This window comes from Calothrix sp. FACHB-168 (assembly GCF_963889195.1).
GTDB classification, from domain to species: Bacteria; Cyanobacteriota; Cyanobacteriia; order Cyanobacteriales; family Nostocaceae; genus Aulosira; species Aulosira anomala_A.
Genome location: NZ_CAWPNJ010000063.1, coordinates 60,203 through 85,427, shown reverse-complemented (window position 1 = coordinate 85,427; position 25,225 = coordinate 60,203). Strand labels below are relative to the sequence as shown.

At 42.6% G+C, this 25,225-nt stretch carries 16 protein-coding genes; 6 read left to right on the top strand and 10 right to left on the bottom strand.

What is annotated here, in order from left to right; all coding sequences use genetic code 11:
• Positions 1 to 96 precede the first annotated feature (96 nt).
• A complete protein-coding gene (gene nifS, locus AACW45_RS30885) occupies positions 97 to 1,305 on the bottom strand; it encodes a cysteine desulfurase NifS (protein ID WP_190629752.1) in 1,209 nt (402 codons plus the stop codon).
• A 257-nt stretch (positions 1,306 to 1,562) separates the two neighbouring features.
• Here nifS and xisF point away from each other — a divergent pair, with 257 nt between their 5' ends.
• The gene (gene xisF, locus AACW45_RS30880; RefSeq protein ID WP_190629750.1) at positions 1,563 to 3,107 is read left to right on the top strand and encodes a fdxN element excision recombinase XisF; all 1,545 of its coding nucleotides are present in this window, start codon (positions 1,563 to 1,565) and stop codon (positions 3,105 to 3,107) included.
• A 535-nt stretch (positions 3,108 to 3,642) separates the two neighbouring features.
• Here xisF and AACW45_RS30875 read toward each other — a convergent pair.
• The 9 genes from AACW45_RS30875 to AACW45_RS30835 all read right to left on the bottom strand — a co-directional run bounded on the left by AACW45_RS30875 (position 3,643) and on the right by AACW45_RS30835 (position 16,161).
• Positions 3,643 to 5,298: an iron uptake porin gene (locus AACW45_RS30875; protein ID WP_190629748.1), complete on the bottom strand. Its 1,656-nt coding sequence runs from the start codon at positions 5,296 to 5,298 to the stop codon at positions 3,643 to 3,645.
• A 268-nt stretch (positions 5,299 to 5,566) separates the two neighbouring features.
• Positions 5,567 to 6,541, bottom strand: a complete 975-nt coding sequence (locus tag AACW45_RS30870; protein WP_190629745.1) for an aromatic ring-hydroxylating dioxygenase subunit alpha — start codon at positions 6,539 to 6,541, stop codon at positions 5,567 to 5,569.
• Positions 6,542 to 6,658: 117 nt separating this feature from the next.
• On the bottom strand, positions 6,659 to 7,906 hold the full coding sequence (gene trpB, locus AACW45_RS30865; protein WP_190629744.1) for a tryptophan synthase subunit beta: 1,248 nt from the start codon (positions 7,904 to 7,906) through the stop codon (positions 6,659 to 6,661).
• 91 nt (positions 7,907 to 7,997) lie between these two features.
• Positions 7,998 to 8,801: a tryptophan synthase subunit alpha gene (trpA, locus tag AACW45_RS30860; RefSeq protein ID WP_190629742.1), complete on the bottom strand. Its 804-nt coding sequence runs from the start codon at positions 8,799 to 8,801 to the stop codon at positions 7,998 to 8,000.
• Between the two features lie 479 nt (positions 8,802 to 9,280).
• On the bottom strand, positions 9,281 to 10,135 hold the full coding sequence (gene trpC, locus AACW45_RS30855) for an indole-3-glycerol phosphate synthase TrpC (RefSeq protein ID WP_190629740.1): 855 nt from the start codon (positions 10,133 to 10,135) through the stop codon (positions 9,281 to 9,283).
• Between the two features lie 479 nt (positions 10,136 to 10,614).
• Entirely contained in the window at positions 10,615 to 12,813 is a 2,199-nt protein-coding gene (locus AACW45_RS30850; protein ID WP_190629738.1) for an anthranilate synthase, read from the bottom strand.
• A 155-nt stretch (positions 12,814 to 12,968) separates the two neighbouring features.
• Complete coding sequence (gene aroF / locus AACW45_RS30845; protein WP_190629735.1) at positions 12,969 to 14,060, bottom strand: 3-deoxy-7-phosphoheptulonate synthase; 1,092 nt, start codon at positions 14,058 to 14,060, stop codon at positions 12,969 to 12,971.
• A gap of 412 nt (positions 14,061 to 14,472) precedes the next feature.
• A complete protein-coding gene (locus tag AACW45_RS30840; RefSeq protein ID WP_190629733.1) occupies positions 14,473 to 15,696 on the bottom strand; it encodes an MFS transporter in 1,224 nt (407 codons plus the stop codon).
• 330 nt (positions 15,697 to 16,026) lie between these two features.
• The gene (locus AACW45_RS30835) at positions 16,027 to 16,161 is read right to left on the bottom strand and encodes a hypothetical protein (RefSeq protein ID WP_277880231.1); all 135 of its coding nucleotides are present in this window, start codon (positions 16,159 to 16,161) and stop codon (positions 16,027 to 16,029) included.
• A gap of 87 nt (positions 16,162 to 16,248) precedes the next feature.
• Here AACW45_RS30835 and AACW45_RS30830 point away from each other — a divergent pair, with 87 nt between their 5' ends.
• The 5 genes from AACW45_RS30830 to AACW45_RS30810 all read left to right on the top strand — a co-directional run bounded on the left by AACW45_RS30830 (position 16,249) and on the right by AACW45_RS30810 (position 25,224).
• A complete protein-coding gene (locus AACW45_RS30830; protein ID WP_190629731.1) occupies positions 16,249 to 17,790 on the top strand; it encodes a flavin monoamine oxidase family protein in 1,542 nt (513 codons plus the stop codon).
• Positions 17,791 to 17,866: 76 nt separating this feature from the next.
• The gene (locus AACW45_RS30825) at positions 17,867 to 21,250 is read left to right on the top strand and encodes a ferritin-like domain-containing protein (protein WP_190629728.1); all 3,384 of its coding nucleotides are present in this window, start codon (positions 17,867 to 17,869) and stop codon (positions 21,248 to 21,250) included.
• Positions 21,251 to 21,585: 335 nt separating this feature from the next.
• Entirely contained in the window at positions 21,586 to 23,220 is a 1,635-nt protein-coding gene (locus AACW45_RS30820; protein WP_190629726.1) for an FAD-dependent monooxygenase, read from the top strand.
• Positions 23,221 to 23,250: 30 nt separating this feature from the next.
• A complete protein-coding gene (locus AACW45_RS30815; protein WP_190629724.1) occupies positions 23,251 to 23,925 on the top strand; it encodes a glutathione S-transferase family protein in 675 nt (224 codons plus the stop codon).
• Positions 23,926 to 23,973: 48 nt separating this feature from the next.
• Positions 23,974 to 25,224 carry a cytochrome P450 gene (locus tag AACW45_RS30810; RefSeq protein ID WP_190629722.1) on the top strand — a complete coding sequence of 417 codons (1,251 nt, stop codon included), beginning with the start codon at positions 23,974 to 23,976 and terminating at the stop codon, positions 25,222 to 25,224.
• Position 25,225: the final 1 nt, after the last annotated feature.

The following is a 25,225-nucleotide window of genomic DNA, read 5'->3' as shown; positions in this document are numbered from 1 at the left end:
GGGCATTGGGCATGGGGCATGGGGCATGGGGCAACAGTCAACAGTCAACAGTTAACAGTTAATTGTCTCCCTTCCCTAATCCCTAATCCCTAGCCTCTAACGATGAGCCAATGTTTGTTCTTGCGCTTGCAGCCAGCCAGCTTCATCATTTTTGAAGGGTGAAAGGGCACGCAAACGTTCGACAATTTCTGGCATAACCGCAATTACTTGATCGATTTCGGCTTCTGTGGTGTAGCGACAGAGGCTAAAGCGGATGGAACCATGTAAAGTGGTGTAGGGTAAGCCCATTGCCCGCAATACGTGGGAAGGTTCCAAAGAGCCAGATGTACAAGCTGAACCGGATGAGGCACAGATACCGTATTTGTTGAGTAGTAGCAGAATGGCTTCGCCTTCAATGTATTTGAAGCCAATGTTGGTGGTGTTGGGCAATCTCTGTGTTGTATCGCCGTTAACTTCACAGTCAGGGATTTGAGCGAGTAAGGTTTGTTCTAGGCGATCGCGCAGCCTTCTTTCTCTCTTAGTCGCTTCTTCTAAATGTAACATTTCCAGTTCGGCAGCTTTACCGAGAGCAACAATCCCTGGAACGTTCTCTGTTCCGGCACGCCGCCCGCGTTCTTGATGTCCACCAATTAAGAAGGGACGGAATCTCACACCGCGTCTTATATACAAAGCACCGATACCTTTAGGTGCATGTATTTTATGACCAGAAAGAGTCAGCATATCTACGGTGCTATTCTTCATATTCAGGGGGATTTTGCCCACTGCTTGCACCGCATCAACGTGAAATAAAGCGCCATATTCTTTGGCACGTAAGCCAATTTGCTCGATGGGGAAAACCACGCCAGTTTCGTTATTGGCATACATCGTGGTTACCAAAGCTGTGTTACCTGTCAAGGAAGCTTCTAGCTCATTGAGATCCAATTGTCCCTGACGATTTACTGAAAGATAGGTAACACTGTAACCTTGGGTTTCTAATTGTTTGCAGACATTCAGTACTGCTGGGTGTTCAACTTGAGTTGTAATAATGTGGCGTTTGTCTGGTTGTGCCAACAGTGCAGCGCGAATTGCTGCATTATCACCTTCAGTACCGCAACTAGTGTAGACAATTTCTGACTCATCTGCTCCCAGAAGGGCTGCAAGTTGTTCTCTTGCTGTTTTCACGGCTTTGGCTAGTTGTCCGCCAAAGGTATGCATACTAGAGGGATTGCCGTAATATTCCGTTAAGTAGGGCAATATCAGCTCTACAACTTCTGGATCTACCTTTGTAGTGGCATTATTATCGAGATAAATGCAGTTGCTTTGCATTGGCTTTAATTTAGGAATTATGAATTATCAAAGATGAAAGATGAAGGGAGAAAGGTGAAGTATCAAGCTAGTCTTTCACAGGCAGTTTGAGCATCTCTGCCTTATTTTTCCGTGGAATTCTAGATTCAATACTTCATCCTTTATATTTTATCCCTCATAGTTCACCTGGGGTTGACGCTTTTGTAACTGCTCAGAGAATTTCTGAGAATAGAAGTATTCACTATCAAATATAATAAAGGTTGTGTCTATGCGCTGTTATGGAAAGTTGGGGTTACGCAAGGGTTAGCGGTGAGGAGCAGCAAACAGATAAAGGTGCGTTGCGTAAACAAATAGAACGCTTGCAAAATGCTGGATGTGCCAAAGTTTACTGGGATATTCAGTCACGGACAACGGAAGTTAGGGAAGGGTTACAACAATTAATTAATGACTTGAAGACATCTGCAAAAGGTAAGGTAATATCTCTGCAATTTACCCGCATCGATCGCATTGGTTCATCATCCCGTTTATTTTATTCATTGTTAGAGGTATTACGCTCCAAGGGAATTAAGCTTATAGCTTTAGATCAAGGAGTCGATCCAGACAGTTTGGGTGGAGAATTAACCATTGATATGTTGCTCGCTGCTGCTAAATTTGAAGTGAGAATGGTAACGGAGAGATTAAAAAGCGAACGCCGTCATCGAGTTACCCAAGGAAAAAGTCACCGCGTTGCACCATTAGGATACCGCATCCACAACGATAAATATGTACGGGATAATTCTCCCTGCGTTTGCTTGTTAGCAGGGCGAAGAGAATTAACTGTATCAGATGTAGCTAGATATATTTTTAATACTTTTTTTGAATGCGGTTCCGTTGCAGCTACGGTGCGTAAATTGCACTCAGATTTTGGCATAGAAACAAAAGCTTTTGATTGGAATAAAACAGAAAAATCTACACGAATTATCAGCGATGAAGACTTAGATAAATTTGTCTTTATACCAGCTAAAGCTAATCACCCTTTGCGTTATCCTTGGTCTGGGTTAAGATGGTCAATTCCCGGTTTAAAAGCATTATTAGTTAATCCTGTTTATGCAGGGGGTTTGCCTTTTGATACTTATGTGAAATCTAAAGGAAAGCGCAAACATTTTGATGAGTGGAAGGTAAAATGGGGAACCCATGATGATGAAGCCATTATTACCTGTGCCGAACACGAACAAATAAAACAAATTATTCGCGGTAATCGTCATAATCGATGGGCTTCTAGAGAAGATAATGAAGTTAACCCATTTTCTAATTTAATTAAATGCGCTCATTGCGGAGGTTCCATGACGCGCCATGCAAAACGAGTAGATAAGCATGGGCAAGCTATTTACTATTATCAGTGTCGCTTGTATAAAGCTGGTAATTGTAATCATAAAGATATGATTTCTTCAAAAAAATTAGATATTCAAGTGGCAGATTTATTATCACAAGAAGCTGAACGATTAGCTAACTTGGTAGAAGCAGATAAACCACCGATAATAGAAGAACCGCCAGAAGTGAAAACTCTGCGGGCATCGTTGAATAATTTAGAAATTTTACCACCAAGTTCGGCAATAGAACAAATTAAAAATGACATCAAAGAACAAATAGCGATCGCACTGGGAACAATTAATAATATATCTAGAGAATCGTTGATTGCTAAAGAACGTATTATTAAGGCTTTTGCTAATAAAAATTACTGGCAAGGACTGAATCCTCAAGATAAAAGAGCAATACTTAATGGCTGCGTTAAAAAAATCTGTGTAGATGGTAACTTTGTGACAGCTATTGAGTATCGTTACTAATTATCCTTGATCGAGTCACCCGCCTTGGAATGAATTCCAAGGCTAATAGCCAAAGTCTACTGAAGTAGACTCAAGATTTTGAGGATATCTAGTAGTCTGTCGCAAAAATTTCGAGGGGTACAAAACGAACCGCATTCGACGAAGTCGTTCCCGCAGGGTAGACACGAAGTACACAAAGGAAGAGAAAATAAGAAGAAACTTACCCCACAGAATTAATGCGATGAACCACTAGTCATCTTTAGATGACTTTGGCTATTAGCAAGGAACTTCAGTTCCTTGCGGTAGCTGGGTTTTGCGTTAAGTTGACACCACTGGGTAACCCTCGCCCCTACGAGTTGCGGGTTTGGTAAGTTGTTAATGATTGGAATATTTTTTCGGCGTTGCTGATTGATGGGATGATTTTTGTCTCACGCAGAGGCGCAGAGGCGCAGAGAGTAAGAGTTTGAAAAATCAAATTTTGAATTTTCATCCCTTTATTCAGCAATGCCATTTTTTCATTTGGAATTTCCTAAATGTGTGCTTGTGACATTTACTCCTAAAAAGAAAAGACTGTACGGAGTGTGCCTGTAAAAATTGTGCCGTTGCTTCCTTGATTCCCCGCATGATCAATTACTTGAATTGTGGGTGTAATTTGGATATTCCGGCTAAATGGGTAATTATAAAACGCCTCGTAATTAGTCTGAGTAGAATCACCAATTTGATTGACAATAAATGGCTGACCAACGGCAATTCCAGCTAAAGCACCCCGTGTAAACAAATCTCGTACCGCAATCCCTGCCATCCAATAATTGGGTTTAATGTCCCCAAAGGCGGTGTCATTATAGCTACCGTAACCGTAGCGTCCAAAAATACCAAACCTTTGGCTGAGTGTGAGTTCCACATTTGCCCCAATGACATCAAAGCGTTTAGCAAATACTTCACCACCACTGTATTGTAGGCGCAGGGCAAAATTCCTAGAGGGTGAATATTCTAATTCCACTGTACCTTGATAGGTATCGCCAAATAAACCGCGATCGCTCTGAGCAGTGGGGGCAAAATCGCTGGGATACAGTAAGGGAGTAAATCTTGCAGTGCTGATATTTACTCCGCTTCTACCAGGGTTAGCGGGGTCTCCAGCAGCATATAACGCCCGCACCGCAAATGCTCCGTTTCCTGGCTTCCAGTCAATTGCAGCCCCAGCCGCAGGGCCGTCAACAGGGAAAAGGATATAATTATTTGCAAACGCCTGAGTGCTAAAGTCCAAAAAGCTGAGATTAGCGTAACTGTTACGGTCAACATAATCCGTGGTGCGAATATCCGGGCCGATAGAAACTGCAAGGTCTGAAATGGGTCTAAAAGTGTAAACTAGTCTGCCGATATCGAATGTCCCCACCGTAGGCGGCTTGACTGAGTAGTCGGTAACACTACCAAAAAACGGCTCTAGGACTCCGGCTGCATTGTCTCTACCACCATCGGGACGACCATTGTCTATCACACCAGTTGCACCTTCCAGACGAATTTTTAGTAAGTCGGTTCCGTGGAAACTGGTGTTTAAATCAATTCCGGCTCGATACAATACTGTAGGATTGGGGTTAGAGGTAGCAAGTACTCGACCATTAGGGTCAATAATGCGATCGCCACTAAACCCCCCAGTATTCACAGAAATAATGACCTGACCACCAAGTTTGGTAGTTGTGGAGAATTGATGGGCTTCTAATTCAGCTGTACGTACTTCTAGAGTATCAACCCGACCGCGCAAAGTTGCTAATTCAGCGCCAAAATCCTCCTGTAGCTTTTGCAAAGTCGCCAAGTCTTCTTTTTTGACCAAATCTGTAGTTGCTGTTGCAATCAGTTCATTCACCCGTTGTAAGCAAGCATTGAGTCCGGCTGCAAACTCATAACGGGTCATAGCCCGATTCCCGCGAAAGGTAGAATTAGGATATCCAGCTATGCAACCATAGCGTTCCACCAAGGATTGCAATGCTGTGAATGCCCAATCGGTAGGTAAAATATCACTCAGCTGACTGACATTTGTCACTTGGCTCATTCCAGATGTACTTTCTGCTATTTCTAATTCTGGGAAAGACTCTGGTGCATTTTGTGCCCTTGCTGGATAAGTTAATAGCAGTAATAAGCTTAAAGAACTTACACTTTTGACAATATTACCCGGCAATTTTTGGTCAGTCTTGATATTAACAACTTTCTTCAGCATTTTCCCTCACACCTGGCTATTTTTAGCGTTAAAAATTAGACTTGGATATTTTTTAAACTTAGTTGGTCAAGCTTTTTAAATGCAAAACTCTCAGGTAAACATAGTTAAACCAGTAGCTGATTGTCTCCATTTAGGCGACATTTTTATGCAATTAAACTTAGCTGAAAATCTTACCACGAATTAGCTAACACGAGATAGACAGAAATTAAAACATAAAAGAACAGATTTTCTTGTTACTTAGCTCTAATTTGGTGTAATTTCTGGGATATCATGCGGCGATGGTGCCAAAATTTACATTCAAATGTTTGAGCCATTTGCGGTAAGTAACAGTAGCGCGATCGCTTGGTAAATGATATTCCGCTTGCAAGTCTAGTGGTAAACGTAGGGGTTTTTGGGATTCTACAGCTTCTACATCTTGTTGAATAATTGTTTGGGTGAAATCCTTAAATTCTTGCTCTGGAACCGGATAATTTAAGAACATCCACCGCCAAGCAAAGCACTCTTCTTCATCTGTAGGAGTGACGGTAAAAAAGATGATCATGCGTTCAGATTCTGTTCCCCGACGCAAGCATACAGTCAAGGGACGCAAGATATGGAAATTGGCGCGATCGGTATTTCCCTCTCCAGTCATTTTCAGATCAGTTTGCCAAGCACCAGCCTCGTGGATGTGAATACCATCTTCTTTCACCTCTACTTTATAGCTACTGGTCTTTGCATACTCTGGGTTACCTAAAGTACCATTGTGTACAAAGGGTACGTGGTTGACATCTATGAAGTTTTCTAAAGCGCGGGGAGCGCTAGAACGATAGAGAGCAGCATTAAAGAAGAACTTGTTATAGTTTGGATCATCCCATTCTTCAAAGCCAGGAACATCTTGCTGTGGTGTCCCCAAACAAACCCAGATCATGCCATAACGCTCTTGAATGTGGTATGTTTTCATACAAGCCTTAGAGCGGGTTGGTGGTGGTTGGTCTGGATGAGCGGGAACGTGGGAACATTTACCTTCACCGTTGAAAGCAAGACCGTGATAAGGACAAACAACAGTATCGTTCTCAACCCATCCCCGTGCGAGACTAGCACCCCGGTGAGGACATCTGTCTTCCCAAGCCACAGCTTGGTTGCCATTACGCCAAAGTATCACATCTTGACCAAGCAGACGAACTTTGAGGATTTTTCCTGGTTGCAAGTCTTGAGAACTTGCGACTACATGCCAATCATTTGTGAGAAAATCATTGTTAATCATTGTGATAGCTTCCTAAGTAATTGATCTTGAGGCGTTGCTCAATCATGGTTTAACCGTTAATTCATCCCGCATTGATGCAACGCCTATATTGACTATTTAGCGGAGATGATGATTGATTTATGCAGGGGGGAAAAATTTGGCAACTGTTTGCACATCTTTGTCACCCCGTCCGGAACAGTTGATAATAATGCGGGGACTACCAGTGAGTTGGGGACAAAGCCGATCTAAAAAAGCGATCGCATGAGATGTTTCCAGCGCCGGAATAATTCCTTCAAGTTGGGATAGACGTTGAAATCCCGCCAGCGCCTCTGCATCGCTGATGCTGTAGTATTCAGCACGTCCAATTTCCTTCAAATAACTGTGTTCTGGGCCGACACCAGGATAATCTAATCCCGCACTGATTGAGTGCGCCTCAATAATCTGTCCATCCTCATCTTGCAACACGTAACTCATTGCACCGTGTAAAACTCCCACTCGTCCTTTTGTGAGAGTCGCTGCGTGTTTTTGAGTATCAATACCTTCACCCGCCGCCTCAATACCAATCAAGCGCACAGAAGATTCATCGATAAACTCATGGAAAAGCCCGATCGCATTGGAACCTCCACCTACACAAGCCAGGAGAATATCTGGTAGTCCGCCCCATTTTTCCTGTGCTTGAGCGCGAGTTTCCTTGCCAATTATCCCTTGAAACTCTCGCACCATCATCGGATAGGGATGGGGGCCAGCCACTGAACCGAGAATATAGTGGGTTGTTTCCACATTTGTTACCCAATCCCGAATTGCTTCCGAGGTAGCGTCTTTGAGGGTTCCTGTTCCCGCTACCACAGGACGGACTTCTGCACCCATTAAGCGCATCCGAAACACATTTAAAGCTTGTCGTTCCATGTCGTGAATGCCCATATAAATCACGCATTCCAGACCAAAACGAGCGCAGACTGTTGCCGTTGCTACACCATGTTGACCGGCTCCTGTTTCCGCAATAATTCTTTTTTTACCCATGCGCTTTGCCAGTAAAACCTGCGCCAGAGCATTATTTATTTTGTGTGCGCCTGTGTGATTTAAATCTTCACGCTTTAAGTAAATTTGCGGGTTGCTGCCATCTGGACGGGCGTAGTGCTGAGTTAAGCGTTCTGCAAAGTAAAGAGGGGTTGCGCGTCCTACATAATCACGGAGGAGATTTTGCAGTTCAGTTTGGAAATTCACATCATCACGATACTTGTAAAACGCTGATTCTAACTCGCTTAATGCAGGCATTAATGTTTCTGGAACATACTTACCACCGAATTGACCAAAGCGACCTAAAGCATCAGGTTGCTTGTTGAGTTGTGAAGTAGAAATATTAGTGTTTTGTGTGTTGGTTAACATGATTAATCTCGTTAATTGTTGACGGTTGACGGTTGACGGTTGACTGTTAAAAGGTTGGGTAATAGATTTTTGTTTTCCTAATCCCTAGCCACTAGCCTCTAGCCCCTATAGATACTTTCAAATCGCTACAGAAATCGCGAATAGCGCGTAAACCTCGGTAAGGTGTATTATCTGACAATCTTTGTACAAAGGCACTACCAACTATGACTGCATCTGCACCCCATTCTTTTAGTTGCAGGGCTTGTTCTGGGCTAGAAATACCAAATCCAACGCCAATTGGTTTATCTGTGACATTACGGATTTGATTAATTACATCTTTAACACGAGTTTGTACCTCTTGACGTATACCTGTCACACCTGTGACACTCACTAGGTAAATAAATCCTTGGGATTGCTGCGCGATCGCTTGAATGCGTTCTGGCGAACTATTAGGAGTGACTAACAATGTGACTTCAACTCCCACAGAATCGGCAATTTGTAGTAATTTACCTGCCTCTTCTAGAGGTAAATCGGGTACAACTAACCCCTTAACCCCAGAGATTGCAACCCGCTCAAGGAATGATTGCACACCCATATTTAAAATAGGGTTGTAGTAAGTAAAGAGGATAATAGGCGATCGCAAACTACGAGTCACTGACTGTACCATTTCTAAAACATGAATCAAACGAGTTCCTTGTTTTAGGGCGCGGGTAGCAGCCGCTTGAATAATCGGCCCGTCAGCCAACGGATCGGAATAAGGAACTCCTAATTCAATAAAATCTGCACCGCTTGCATCTAAAACTCTTAGGGCTTCAGCTGTATTTTCTAAATCAGGATCGCCAGCTGTTAAAAAAGGAATCAAAGCACATTGATTTTTTGCACGTAAAACTTCAAATTGTTGAGAAATAGATGTCATATTGAGTAACTAGTAAGTAAAGGTTAACTATTTTTATATAGGGGAAAGGAAGAATAAAAAATGCAGAATTTGAGAAGAAGGTAGGAGGCAGATGGCAGGAGGCAGAAGTAAATATAAAACTCCTTCCCTTGATGGGTGGAGTTTTATAGGACTTACGCACACTCTACGAATTCTTCTCCCAAGGGGAGACGCTACGCGAAGGCGTTCTTGGCGTCTTGGCGGTTCAATAAATTAAGCTTTTTGGCAATTTTTGCGTAAGTTCTGTTTTATATGTAGGGGCGGGTTTATTTAGATCATCCTTAATTAAGGAGGATATCTGTAAACCCGCCCCTACAACTGATAGCAAGAGCGCGATAAATTTGTAGTGGGAGCATCTTGCTCCCTAATGTCAAATCAGCGCCCTAGAGAGCCATGACTACAAAAAATAAATTTACACATTTTGGATGCTCCCAATTATGCCTTCTGCCTTGCTTCTATTATTAATTTATCAAGAGTTGCTTAATAGCTTGGACTAAATCAGCTTGCTTAACTAAAGATTCGCCAATCAACACAGCTTCAGCACCGGCTTGGGCAACAAAATTTAAATCAGCAGATGTGTATAAACCTGATTCACTGACAACTGTAATATCTAAGCTGCTTAACTGCTGTCGCCGTTCTTCTAACAGATGTTGAGTTGTTTTTAAATCAAGGCTAAAATCTTGCAAATTGCGGTTATTAATGCCAATTAATTCCACATTATCTAACTCTAATACTCGGTCAAGCTCTGCTAAAGTATGTACTTCTATTAAGGCAACCATGCCTAAATCACGAGCAATTTGTAGAAAATATTTCAGAGTTTCATTTGATAGAATTGCCGCAATTAGTAATATAGCATCTGCTCCATTAACTCTTGCTAGATAAATTTGATAAGGGTCTATAATAAACTCTTTGCAAAGTAGTGGCCGTGAGACATTATTTCTAATAATCCGCAAGTTTTCAAAACTGCCCTGGAAAAATTTTTCATCGGTCAAAACAGAGATACAACTCGCACCACCTTGCTCATATGCTTGGGCTATTTTTACAGGCTCAAAGTCAGCACGAATCACACCTTTACTAGGTGAGGCTTTCTTGACTTCTGCAATGATGCTAGGTTTACGAGAATTTTCTCTGAGGGCGTTGCGGAAATCTCGCGGATTAGGTGCAAAATTTAGCTTAAGTTTTAAATCTGCTAAAGGTAATTTTTCCTTTCTTTGGGCAACTTCTTGTTGTTTATACTCAACAATTTCATCGAGAATATGACGCGAGTTGCTATATTTTGTAGTTGTTTGTGTGGGTTGAGAATGATAATTTAGCATTTTGCTTGGAGGATTATTTGATTAATACTAAGTTGCGGTCTGTTGTAGTAGCTTGAGATTAATGAGATTGCTTCCCTCTACTGCGTTCTGGTCGCAATGACAGATACTATATACTATTTTTGATAGCAACTTAGTATAAGTACTTATGCATGGCAGTGTGAAAGCTATATCCCAATACAGTTCAGTTAAGCAATACTTCCTTCTATTTCTTCTTCTCTCTGCGTCCTTGGCGTCTTGGCGGTTCATTAAAAAATTGACCGTGATAACAGTGTTTTAGTCCTAACTGAACCGTATTGACCTATATCCCCCTAGCCGCCTTTTTTAAGTCGGTTGGGGGATCTAATACTAATTCTCTATGAAGATGAGCTTTTTATTGATGAAACGAACCGCCAAGTACGCCAAGTACGCCAAGTAAAAAAGAGTAATGATTAAGCTCAAGTTCACAGAGAATTGGTATAAGTGTGTAAATTCTGTAGTTTTTAATTTGCCACAACTGAGAAAGCAGGTAAATTTGTAAATGCAAAAACTACATTTTTAATCATTTCTAAACCAACGCCTCCTGCTAAAGTCATGATGGATTCTGGATGGAATTGCACGGCGGCAATTGGTAGGGATTTATGCTCAATGCCCATAATTACGCCATCTTCGGACATGGCTGTAATTTTTAGTTCTGAAGGTAGGTATTGGGGTAATGCATATAAGGAGTGATATCGACCAACTGCAAAGGATTCTGGTAACTTTTTAAAAGTTACAGAATCTCGATCTACAACCGAAACACGAGATACTTTACCATGTTGAGGATAATCGAGAATTCCTAATTTTCCGCCGTGGGCTTCGACAATTCCCTGTAATCCCAAACATACGCCAAATAAAGGAATGTGTCGCTTTTTGCAAGTTTGAATTGTCTCTGCAATGCCAAAATCACTGGGTTTACCAGGGCCGGGAGATAAGACAACCAAGTCTGGTTTTTCGGTATCAAAGACTGATTCTGCAAAACCATGTCTTAGTGTTGTGACTGTAGCACCAGTTTGACGGATGTAGTTGGCTAAGGTATGAACAAATGAGTCTTCATAATCAATTAGTAAAACACGCTTACCTGCTGCTGTATTTGCTGGTTGCGCCTCAAGTTTTGATGTTTTGGCTAAATCTGCATTCTGGGAATTGACTCGGAAAAGTGTTTGGAAAAGTGCAGCCGCCTTTGTCAAGGTTTCTTGGGCTTCTGCTTCTGGTTCTGAATCATAAAGAACTGTTGCACCGACTCGCACTTGTGCAACTGAGTCTTTCAGTCGGATTGTTCTGAGAATTAAGCCAGTATTTAAATTGCCTTTGAAACTTAAATATCCTACAGCTCCACCATACCAACGTCTGGGACTGTGTTCGTTTTGTTCCAAAAACTGCATGGCGGAACGTTTTGGTGCGCCTGTGACTGTAACTGCCCACAAATGAGTCAAAAATGCATCTAAAGCATCAAATTCTGGTCTTAATAAACCTTCTACATGATCTACTGTATGGATTAGATGACTGTACAATTCGATTTGGCGACGACCAATAACTTGCACTGAACCCGGTTCACAAATCCGCGATTTATCGTTGCGGTCTACATCGGTACACATGGTTAGTTCAGATTCATCTTTGCGCGAATTTAGCAACTTTTGGATTTGTGCCGCATCATCAATTGCATCTTTTCCTCGGCGTATTGTACCACTGATGGGGCAAGTTTCTACACGTCTGCCATCTACGCGGACAAACATTTCTGGAGAAGCGCCGATGATATACTCTCCGCCTAAATTAAAGATAAATCCGTAGGGACTGGGATTAATTTCTTTGAGGGTGCGGAAAAGTTCGGTGGGAGATTTTTCACAGGCTTGAAAAAAGCTTTGACTGGGTACAACTTCAAATAAATCGCCACGACGGAAGTAATCAAGTGCTTTTGTTACCTGTTGCTCATATTCACCTGGTGCATGGTCGGAATTTTGAGTTACACTCAAACGCTGACCTCGGTAATCTATAACTTCACCTTTGCGGGGTAAATCTCTGGTGCTACTATTTTTAGTGACGAAATCATACTGCAAACGAAATGCTTGTTGTAGATGGTAGTCAACTACAAATAATTCATCAGGTAGATATAGTACCAAATCTCTTTGGTCTGAGGAACGTTCCAGCCGCTTTTGCATTTGCTCAAATTGAAAAACTAAGTCATAGCCAAATGCACCATAAAGTCCTAAGTGTTCATCTTCCTGACTGTCGAAGGCAGATAATATCTCGCGAATCACACTGAAAACAGATGGTTGTCTACTGCGTTCTTCTTCGGAAAATAAGCTTTGGGTTGGTTGAACAGAGCCGATGATACAATTATTTTCTTGAGTGACAGTTTCAAGATATGGGCGATCGCGCAGAAGTTCTGCTAAATAATCTAACAGTACCTTACCTCGCTCATTGTGGGCGGTAATTGTAAAACTGCGATCGCGTGTCGCAATTTCTAAGGGTGGATTGACAAAACCCATAGCCCAACGTTTGTAACGACCTGGGTATTCATAGCTACTTGTCAGTAATCCTCCCCGTTGGGAATCGAGACGCATCAAAACTTCTTCAATTGCCGTGTGGATGGAAGTATTAGTGACGGAACGGGAGATAAATATACCGCCTTGAGTTGTATAGGAACCTGTTTCAAAATACATAAATGCTTACCTCTGACGAGTTTTATTTACAAAATAATACGGAATATTTGGCTAATTGATGGTAGAGGTGGCGATCGCTTCCAATACCATCAACAGCCACCTGAATCTGGTTAATGTTTACTAGCTGAAATTAAATAGACATCAACCAATTGAATTTATGCATTGACAGTAGAAGGAACTTTAGCAGTAAATGTTGTTGTCAAGTCTGATTGATGACCACGACCAAAGAATTGTACCAAGGGAGTAATTTCCTGGATTAGTTCCACAAATTCCCCAGGAGTGAGAGATTGAGTCCCATCAGACAATGCTTTTTTGGGGTTGGGGTGAGTTTCAATCATTAAAGAATCTGTACCAGCTGCGATCGCAGCTTTGACCATTGTGGGAACATATTCTGAGTAGCCAGTAGCATGGCTGGGGTCAATCATGATTGGCAAATGGGTTAACTTGCGCAATACAGGGATTACAGATAAATCTAGAGTATTTCTGGTATATTTTTGGTCAAAGCTGCGAATGCCACGTTCGCACAAAATCACATTAGGATTACCACTAGCTAAAATATATTCTGCCGCCATTAACCATTCTTCAATGGTTGCAGACAAGCCCCGCTTGAGCAAAATTGGTTTACCTGTAGCACCAGCTTTCTTTAATAGGGAGAAATTCTGCATATTACGCGCACCGATTTGCACTACATCTGCAACTTCTGCAACTTTCTCCAAATCAGCTGTATCCATAACTTCGGTAATAATTCCTAAACCTGTAACTTCACGGGCTTTTGCTAACAGGGATAGGGCGCTTTCTCCATGTCCTTGGAAAGCATAAGGAGAGGTACGCGGTTTATAGGCTCCACCTCTAAGGAATTGCGCACCTGTAGCTTTAACTACCTGCGCTATTTCCACAATCATGTCTTCATTTTCTACAGAACAGGGGCCAGCGACAATTACTAAAGGATGATTTTGACCAAAAGTTACGACTCCATTGGGAGTTGGTACAGCTACTTCGCTATATTCTCCATGACGGAATTCTAAACTAGCGCGTTTAAAGGGATGCTTGACTCGTAAAACCTGCTCAACAAAAGGACTTAGCTGTTGAACTTGTTCGATATTTAGACTAGCAGTATCTCCTACCAAACCAATCACTACTTTGTTGTTACTTTCAATGGTTTCTGGTGTGAGATTCCAACTGCGGAATTCTTGAATTAAACTTTCAATTTCTGCGGCTGGGGTGTGGGTTTTCATTACTACTATCATTTTCTTATTCTCCTAAAATATTTGTGGTTGTGGTTAATGTATTTGTACGCTTTGGAATAGTTTTTCGCTTGATAAATTTATATAGAAGTAGGTAGCGATAGTTTATGCAGTGAAAGGAGAGAATCTCAATTTTGCTCCAAATAAATTTGTAGTGGGAGCATCTTGCTCCCTAATATCAAGAAAGCGGGCTAGAGAGCCATCACTACAAAAAATCTTAATATTAATAAACGAACCGCCAAAAACGCAAAGAACGCCAAGGAACAGAGATGAGCCAATTCTCTCACTTACCATCACGATCCGCCTTACCCCACCCCAGCTTTGCTAACGCAAAACGTCCCCTCCCCGTAAACGGGGAGGGGATTGAGGGGTGGGGTAAAATGTCTTTGAAGCTGAAATTATCAATTTTACAAATTTAGGGGTTAGAGGGTTTTGAGTTGCTTTTTCTCAGGAGCAAACTAAACACTACAACTGTAATTAAAGAAAGCGCGACATTGGCATAAAATACTCCGGCGATTCCCCAAGCGGCGAAGGTAATACCGCCAAATAAAGGGCCTAATGCTCTTCCTAATGATTGAACAGTAACATTCAGCGCCATAAATCCAGCCCGATAACCTTCAGGAGCGATCGCGGCTAACATTGATTGCAGAGGTGGTAAAACCAAGGCTTGAGATGCACCAGCGATAACGCAGGGAATCAGCAACAACCAAACGTTATGAATTGCAGGAATCATCAACAACGACAATGCACCGATTACAAAACCAGCAACAATTAAGGTTTTTTCTGAAAACCAACGGACTAAAAGTCCCAGTTGTGAAGCGGCTAAAGCAAAAGCAATTGAGTCAGTAGAAAGAAGTAATCCAATTTGGGCACCAGCAGCATTTAAAAATTTACCTGCGTAGATTGGAAGATATATATAGAAAGCACCTAACTCAATGATGAACATGGAAAATACTGTAAATAGTAATCCAATAACTTGCGGATTCTTGAGATTTATCCACGTAGTTTTGAGATAGCTTTTCCAATCTAAAGTTTCAGTAGTCTTTTGTTGAGTTGGTAGCTGTAATTTTGTGCCAATTAATAATGCCAATGGCAAAGCTAATACTGATAATAAAAATGTATATCGCCAATTTAAAGCAGCTAATGCCCCACCAATCAAAGGATAAATTGTAGCAGCAACGCCAATCATCGCCGAATTAAATCCCATTGCCGCAGTAAGCATTTTACCGCTATATAAATCACTAATAATAGTCAGTTCTACCGACTCTAAACTAGCAGCACCAATCCCTGTGAGGAATCGCCATTCTACTAAGCTGCGGAAATTAGTTGCTAAAGCACATAAAACTCCCCCAATTCCAAATAGTATTAATGAAGGAATCAGAATTTTCTTTCTACCAAAACGGTCAGCTAAAGCACCGCCAATCGGGCTACCTAATGTAGTAGGTAATAAAAAAGCTGTCATGATTAGCCCGATTTCTTGAGGTGAAGTATTAAGACCTGTAGCTATATTTGGCACTACAGGATTAATGCTAAATATGCCACTTGTGGCAATTAAAGATATACAAACTATTAGGAATAAATTACTATCAATTTTTTTGTTAGCAGCTTTACTTGGTAATTTTTTTGATAAGGGAACCATTTTTTGCTGTCTCCTGGGTGTTGCAATGGTGAACTATTTCTTCACTACCAGCAGGAGAAGAGAAGTTATGCATTCCTAAAATCAGGAGTAAGCGATCGCTCTACGTTATATCAACCTCGTCCATTTTGAAACATGGAGTAGTGCGGGCATCTTGCCCGCGAAGAAGCCCAGGGAGCAAGATGCTCCCACTACTTTTAAAACTATGGTTCTCAAAATAGATGTGGTTTAAGTAGTTTTCTGTGCATATAGGCAGAAGTACAAGCGCAGAGAGCTTGAGTTTACTTTACTTTTATTAACATTGCTGGCTTTCTCTTAGCACCTATTTGCCAGCTATAAGCTAAATTGCTTACCCCATAAGCATTTTAGGCGTTTTTCCAGATTTTTTCTGGCGGATTGCATAAACCAAATTAGGCGATCGCTATCAAATAACAGAGGCGGTTGAAACGCTGCGGTAAAGCAACTCACAAGCTTAATTGACAGCTTTTTAAACCAAAACACAATATTTCTTATTAAATCTTATCCCATCTTAAAACTTTAACGAGGTATTGAAAAATGGACACCACCACAATTCTAGAAATGAGCCAACTAAGCAACTTTCAAAAAGGTAAGCGCATCACCATTCTGGGTGCTGGAATTGCAGGTTTAGTTGCAGCTTATGAATTAGAACGCATGGGTCATGAAGTCGATATTATGGAAGCTAGCCCACGCATTGGCGGTAGAATTTGGACACACCGCTTTGGTAATGAACCTGATGCTCCCTATGCAGAACTCGGAGCAATGCGTATACCTAGCGCACATCAACACACACTACACTATGTACATAAATTGGGATTGAGTGACAAGCTGTGCAAATTTGTCACAGTCTTTGAAGAACAAAACGCTTTCATGAATATCCAAGGAAAAATTTTCCGCATGAAAGATGCACCCCGCATTCTCCAAGAACGCTATCAAGGAATTTTTACTGATAGCCGTTACAGTGAAAAAACTCGACTGTTTGCTGCTTGGCTCAAAACCATTGTTGATACTATCTCCCCTGGAAATTTGCGTGAAAGCTTAGAACAAGATTTGCAGTCACACTTAATGGATGAGTTGGAACGGCTAGATTTAGAACCTTATTTTAGCGAAGACGGCGAAAATATTGACCTGCAATCCTTTATTAAAGACAACCCTGGTTTTCGCGCTCGTTGTAGCAAAGCCGTTGATATGTTCCTCAGTGATATTTTAGTGGAAACTAGCCATGATTTATTGCAATTAAAAGGCGGTATGGATCAACTAATTCAACGTTTAGTTCAATCGATTAAAGCGCCAATTAAGTGCAATCAACAAATCGTTGCGATCCGCGTCCATGAAGATTATACAGAAATTGATTGGTTAGAAAATGGACAAAGATACACCCGCCGTTGTGACTATGTACTCTGTACTATTCCTTTCTCTATCCTGCGGAAAATGGAGTTAAGCGGATTCGATGAAAGAAAATTAGATTCGATTCAAAATACAATATATTGCCCAGCAACTAAAGTTGCATTTCATACAAAGGAAGCTTTTTGGCAACAGCAAGGTATTAATGGTGGTGCTTCCTTCAGTGGTGACGGTGTGCGCCAAACATATTATCCTTCTGTAAACTTTAACCCCAATAGTGGTAGTGTAATGTTAGCTAGCTACACTATCGGTGACGATGCCGATCGCTTAGGAAATATGTCTGAAGAACAACGTCACAGCTATGTTAAAAACGTTGTCAGCCAAGTTCATCCAGAACTGCAATCATCGGGTATGGTTGCAGATGTGGCTTCCATTGCCTGGGGTAATTACAAGTGGAGTGATGGTGGTTGCACTGTACACTGGAAGGATGATATGTCCGACGAAGCTAACTACAGCATCAATTATCTAGAAGCTGCTAGACCCCAAAATACTCTGTTCTTTGCTGGTGAACATTGTTCTCGATATCCCGCTTGGCTACAAGGTTCCATTGAGTCTGCACTGGAAGCAATTTATGATATCGTTTCCTCCAAACCTGCTTTGATCACAGCAACAAAGTACTCCTTGAAGAACGAAACCGAAAAGTCTCTACAGCAATTAACAACTTCTAAAGCTTAAACTCGCCAGCAATTATAAAGTCTTTCCTTATTTTGTAACTTTCTATTCAAGTCATTCATCAAAGCGTTTTTGAATAATGAGTATTCTAGATTTTCCCCGGCTTCATTTCCAAGGTTTCGCCCGTATCCATGCGCCTACAGGACACAAAAACGGACAAGTAGATGTTAGCAGCAATACTGTTTACATGAATGGTAAACCTGTTGACCTTAACCGCCCTGTATCTGAGTATCACGAATACCTCTACAACTTAGGTACGCGATTTAACGCCGAAGGACAATTAGATGAAAATGGTGCTTTTAGCAGCGCTACGGGTTGGAATTTCGGCGGAAACGGTCATTTTTCGATAGAAGCACAAATTGTCAGCACACAGCGCGAGTTTGGAAAAATTGATCGACAAGATCCAGTGGTGGGACGCAGTGTTGATTTGTGGGGTCATTACAATGATTATGTGAAAACTACTTTCAACCGCGCCCGTTTCTTTGAATGCGATCCAGCTTCTAACTGGACTAACACAATTATGTTAGGTCAGTTGACCTTTGGTCGCCAAGGCGCTTCCCACGAAGTCCCAAATATGCTTTCTGCACCTATCGCAGGTATGCAGTTAGCCCGGTGGCAGAACTTTGATTATATCCGCGAATTGCCAGAACATTGCCTCAATCAGGAATTTAAACGAGCAGCAGTTTATCAGTTTGCTATTCCCAAAGATGCTGAGGATTGGTTATGGGGTGAAGAAGTCGCCCAGTCACCAACGGTAACCATGTTACGGGAAGCGATGAACCGCAATGATGTTTTGGGACTGGTAGTGCAGTTTAGCATCAGCAATATGTCCGCACCAGTGCAACCGGATTCACCAAGTTTTTGGGAACTGCACGGAACTATCGGGTTGTGGTGTAAAGATGAACTCAGTAGTTATCCTCATGGGCGGTTGTTGATTTCTGATGAAGAAGGCAGAGGGCACACTTCGACTTCGCTCAGTGTGCAGGAGGCAGAGGGCAGAGAGGAAGGAAGAGGGCTTTCTAATTTGACGCTGCAAGTAAGTTCACAAGGTATTAGTTTAAACATGATAACGGCAGTACCTTGTGTAGGGCGTGCTGCCAAGCCAGGGCCAGGGCCTACCCATGCGATTGGTTGCAAGCTTGACTTGGGCGATTTGGAGGTGCGTACAGTTGGTAGTCAACGGCTGATTGGGCGGATATTGAAGGATACTTATCAGCTTCCAGCCTATCAATTGACAAGTGGGATTGTAGATGTACCTTTAGCGGAATTGTTTGAGAATCTGCGCGATGAGATAGAACAGCAAGGTTTGTGCATCATCGGTACAGATGTTAACGGAGAACGGCAAATTCTCGTTAAAGAACAAGAAATCAATCTTCAGATAGATGACGCTTGTTTGTTTATTGAACATCCTAATTTAAAAACTGGTGAAGACCACGCAGTTGAGTTAGAGGTACGGTCTTTTGTGCGGGGATGTCCGGCGGCGGTTGAGTCTGTTTATCTCAGCCAGTTCTATAATCCGAGAGCATTTCCCCAACTGCGCGATCGCACTAATTTAGACTCCACTTTCCACTTTCCCCACCCCTCAGAAATGGCAATTGTCCATTTCAAGCCGGGTAAGCGGGAGAAACCAGGAGATTTTGCGCCTAAATCTGTCATTTCTACTGATGCTACAGGGCGCGGTTGGGTGACTCTACGGGGTGCGATCGCGGGAACTGCAAAGGTATTGCTATCTACCCAACCTGATGAGTTTCCTGGTGATATTAATCACGTAGATGCTGCGGAAATAGCTTACGACAATGACAATAAACTTGGCTTTTGGTCAGGTGCTGGCTTTTTTGCCGTGCGCGTATTAAGTAACGATTGGCACTTAGATGAAATTCCCACTGAAGCTGTAGATTTTAACCTGATTTACAAACACGTTCTGGCTTACTACGAGTTATGTTTCTCGTTTATGAAAGTAGATGTCTTCAGTCTGGCTGACAAGTGCAAAGTCGAAACCTATGCGCGATTAATGTGGCAAATGTCCGATCCGAAGAACAAATATAAAACCTACTATATGCCACCCAGCCGCGATATGTCCCAAGCTAAAACCACACTGTTACGGAAATTTCTGCAAAATCAGCAGCGAGTCGGTTATGTTCCCCCAGCGATTCCCGAACCAAAGCATAGCCAACGCACTATTCAAACTCGCGCAGAATTGGTAAGTGCTTTAAAACAAGCAGCCGAGTTAGAAGTAGCTGTGATGCTGCAATATATCTATGCTGGATATTCCATCCCCAACTACGTTACAGGCGAAGAATATGTACGCCGGGGATTGTGGACACAAGAACAGCTACATTTAGCCTGTGGTGATGGGAAAGAAGTACGGAATTACGGAATGCGGGGAGTATTAATCGAAATTTCCCGCGAGGAAATGATTCACTTTTTGATGGTTAACAATATATTGATGGCGATTGGCGAACCTTTTTACCCAGCCGTCCCCGACTTTAGTAAACTTAACCAAAGATTCCCCATTGATGTAGACCTAGCACTAGAACCACTCAATCCTACATCTCTACAGCGTTTTATGCGCTTAGAAATGCCCGACTTCTTAGAAGAAAACTTGGCTAACGAACCAGCATCAAGCGATCGCACAATTGACAGCTTACATGGTTATGGTTCCTTAAGCGAACTGTATCGCCAGATTCGCCAAGGACTAGAGAATATCCCCGATTTATTTGTAGTCAAAAAAGGGCGTGTAGGTGGCGAACATCGCTTATTTTTACGTGACGATTTTAATAAAACCCATCCAGACTACCAATTACAAGTAGACGATCTCAATAGCGCCTTATTTGCCATAGATCTAATTGTCGAACAAGGAGAAGGATGTGAGCAAAAATCACCAAAATTTGAGCGCTCGCACTATCAACAATTCAGCCGTTTGGCAGATGCGCTCGCGCAAGAACAGATAAATGACACCAAAACTGAACGCAAAAGAGCTTGGAATCCTTCTTACCCAAGTTTGCGTAATCCTTGCCTAAATCAGCGAGATTATAACAGTAATGTCGTTACCGTTCCCCAAACCCGCGCCGTCATGGAAATATTTAACGAAAGCTATTTTCTCATGATGCAGTTAATGGTGCAGCACTTTGGCTTCATGCCTACAGGTAGTTTACGGCGTTCCAAATTAATGAATGCAGGAATTGATGTCATGACAGGGATGATGCGTCCCCTAGGAGAATTATTAATGAGTATGCCCTCTGGTAAACGAGGTAAAACCGCAGGCCCATCTTTTGAGATTGACACACCCGCTTACATCCCCGTACCCGAAGTAGCAATGAATGCAATCTCCCGCAGATTTGAGCGCTTGGGGCAAAAAGCCAGAGAATGCGAAGTTATTCACAGTACAGTCTATGAAATGTTTGATTACTACGCCAAATTTTTTGAAAACCTGGCGAATAACCCCCAATCTTTACTGCATTAATCAACGAACGAAGATTTAAACTTCCTTTCTTCTCTCTGTGCCCTCTGCGTCTCTGCGGTTCCTTATACCAATTCTCTATAAACTTGCACTCTTCTGATTCCTTCTCTCTTTCTTGGCGTTCTTGGCGTACTTGGCGGTTCATTTATAAATATTAAGTGCATCGTTACAGAGAAATGGTATTAAAAAAATTACCTGAATGACTGAACCGTATTAGTTAAAGGCCAAGTGAAATCGCGGGCGAAGCAGGTTGCCAATTTTACTTCTTTTCCTCTTCCTTTGTGTACTTCGCGCCTTCGTGGTTCGTTATCTCACCCCTCAAAAACTTAGGAAAACCTATGAAAAACAACAACATTGAAACTGATGTGCTAATAGTCGGCGGCGGCCCTGTGGGTCTAGCAATGGCAGTAGAATTACGCTATCAAGGTATAAATTGCTTACTCATCGAACAAACAGACGGCATTGTCACCGACCCCAAAGTCAGCACAGTCGGGCCGCGATCAATGGAATTTTGCCGCCGTTGGGGCATTTCCCAGCAAATACGTAACGCTGGCTGGCCTGCCGATCATACTCTAGATATTGCCTGGGTAACATCTGTAGGCGGTCATGAAATATACCGAGTTCATTTTCCCTCCTATCGCGATCGCACTCTCCCTGAATATACCCCAGAACCAGAACAAGTATGTCCCCAAGATTGGTTTGCTCCAGTATTTCAGAATTTCTTAGGTAAAGAGCCTCAGGGAACAATTCGCTTTTTGTCTTCCTTAGAAAGCTTTGAGCAAACAAACGCAGGTATCGTTGCCCAAGTGAAAAACGTAGAAACAGGAGACACAGAGATTATCCACGCTCGTTACATGGTAGCTTGCGATGGGGCGCGTAGTCCTATACGTAAAGCCTGCGGTGTTGATGCGCCTACCTTCCACGCCACCCAAATTTTTCAAAGTGTCGTCTTTAAAGCACCTGAATTAGCGGCGCAGATGGGAAAAAACCATGCAATGGTTTATTTTCTGGTCAATCCCATCATCCAAGAACCACTACGAGCAGTAGATGGACATTCTTTATATCGCCTGATTTTAAAGCCACAAGCAGACGGTCAAGTGCGGGATGCGGAAGAAGCAATCCGCGCAGCGATATCAATTGATACCCCATTTGAAATTATTTCTAATCAACCCTGGCGTTTAACCCATCGCGTTGCAGATAATTTCCGCGCCGGAAATATCTTCTTTGTGGGTGACAGCGCCCATACACTTTCACCTTCTGGCGGTTTTGGGATGAACACAGGTATCGCTGATGCGGTTGATTTAGGCTGGAAACTGGCTGCTACAATCAAAGGCTGGGCTGGCGATCGCTTACTTGACACCTATGAAATCGAACGCCGTCCCATCGCTGTCCGCAATTTAGAACAGGCGAATGCTAACTTAGAACGCACGCAAAAACGCAGTATTCCCCCAGTTATCATGACCGACTCTCCCGCAGGGGCGCAGATTCGCCAGGAAATGGCGGAAGGTATGGAACGCAGTGGTGTAAAACGCGAGTTTGACGCGCCTGGGGTTCACTTTGGTTTCTGCTACGAATCCCCGATTATTATCCCCGATGGCACACCCCCCAGCAACGATCCTTTTCAATGGGAGCAAAGTACTTACCCTGGTTGTCGCGCACCCCACGCTTGGTTAAAACCGGGGTTATCTACCTTAGATTTATTTGGTCATGGATTTGTGCTGATGTCTTTTGACTCCCAGCCACAAGAAGTTGCAAAATTAGAACAGGCTTGCCAAGAAAGAAACGTACCGTTGACAACCCAGCAAATCGATAACCCAGAAATTGCCAAGCTTTATGAGCGTAACTTTGTTTTAGTGCGTCCTGATGGACATGTCGCTTGGAGAGGAGACGCTTTACCAGCAGATGCGGGAATGTTAATTGATCGAGTACGCGGAGCAAAATTGCATAAACCTGTTTTACCTACCGCTAAGTAATAGAGTAAGTAAACAAGGATGTTTGTAAATATGCAGCTTTACTATGCTCCTGCTTCATCCTACTCACAGCGAGTTTTAATTGCTCTCTATGAGAAAGGTGCAGACTTTATACCAATTCCGGTAAATCTATTTGACCCCGTAGCGCGCGATCGCTATCTGCAAGTCAACCCCTTTGGTAAAATCCCTACGCTGGTTAATGATAATGAAGTCATTTTTGAAGCTAGCGTCATTATTGAATACCTAGACAACTACTTTCACGAATTACCCCGTCTGATTCCCCTCGACCAACAATTAAGTTTAGAAGTGCGGATGCTGGAACGCATAGTTGATGTATATATCAACACTGGTAGAGAGGCGTTATTTGCCGATAGCCAACGTCCAGAACAAGAAAGAGGCGGTAAGGAATTAGTAAAACCTAAGCGGTTATTAGAAAGTGCGATCGCACTCCTCGATCAGCGACTAGCAAACCGTACATGGCTCGCGGGAGAAGAGTTTTCCTTAGCTGATTGTGCCGCAGCTCCTACCCTCGCCTATCTACGTATGCTCTATAGCTACCAACATCTGCCCAACCTAAGAAATTACGTCAAACGTCTAGAATCCAGACCCTCTGTAGCCAAGGCTTTCAATTCTGGACGCGAGCAAATGTCAGCAATGTTATCTAAGTTGCGGTATCCATTGCAACTATTGTTGACTGTTGACTGTTGACTGTTGACTGCCCTCTAACTACCACAAATTTATTTGGAAATTCAAAAAATGACTATTGCAACCATAGAGAGATTAAATCCATTTCTGCCTAAAGTCACCTCAGACCCCTATACATATTACCGTCTTTACAGAGAGCAAGACCCAGTGCATTGGGGAGTTTCCTCAAACCCTAACTTATCTGGTGCTTGGTACGTCTTCCGTTACGAAGATGTGATGAAAGTTATGGAAGACCGCAGATTTGGGCGGGAATTCATTAAACGTGAGGACGTAGAAACTACCCCGGTGCCAACAGCTTATCAGACCTTCTTAACAATGGTGAGCAAGTGGATAGTTTTCCGGGAACCACCCGATCACACAAGGCTCAAATCCTTGGTAGCCAAAGCATTCACCCCCAAGGTAGTGGAAAATCTGCGTCCAGTAGTCTATGAAATTGCAGACAGTCTGCTAGATAAAGTTCACGCCCGTGGTGAGATGGATTTGGTGGAAGAATACGCCTTTCCCCTGCCAATTATGGTGATTGCGACAATGTTGGGTGCTAATCCCCACGATCACCCGCTATTCCGTCAATGGGCACTCGCCTTACAAAATGCTAGCGCCTCACGTTTGAAACCACCCCCAGAAGTTTACGAAAAAGCAGAAAAAGCCAGCCAAGAATTTATTGACTACTTCAAGCCCATCATTGCAGACAGACGCGCCAATCCCCAGGAAGATTTGATTTCTAACTTAGTCAAAGCTGCTGATGAAAGCGATAAACTCACAGATGAAGAAATTGTTGCTACTTGTACCCATCTGCTAACCGCAGGACATGAAACCACAGTTAACCTAATCGCCAAGGGTGTCATAGCTTTACTGCAAAACCCACAAGCTTATAAATTATTGCGATCGCATCCCGAATTAGCACCCAACGCCATTGAAGAGATCATCCGCTACGATACCCCCATTCAAATGATTACCCGTTGGGCATACGCAGACATTGAAATCGGCGGTCAATTAATTAAACGGGGCGACAGCCTTGGTATAATGCTTGGTTCTGCTAACCGCGATCCCGCCCAGTTCAAGAATCCCGAAGTTTTTGATATCCAACGTGAAGACATCAAGCATTGCGGTTTTGGCGGTGGGATTCACTATTGTCTTGGTTCTACCCTAGCCCGCGCCGAAGGTCAAATTGCCATTAATGTCTTGCTCAACCGTTTACCGGAACTCCGCCTCGCCAGTGAAAACATCGATTGGGCAAATAATATTATTTTTCACGGGCCGAACCATTTACCTGTGACCTTTACAAAATCTGTGGGGGTGTGAG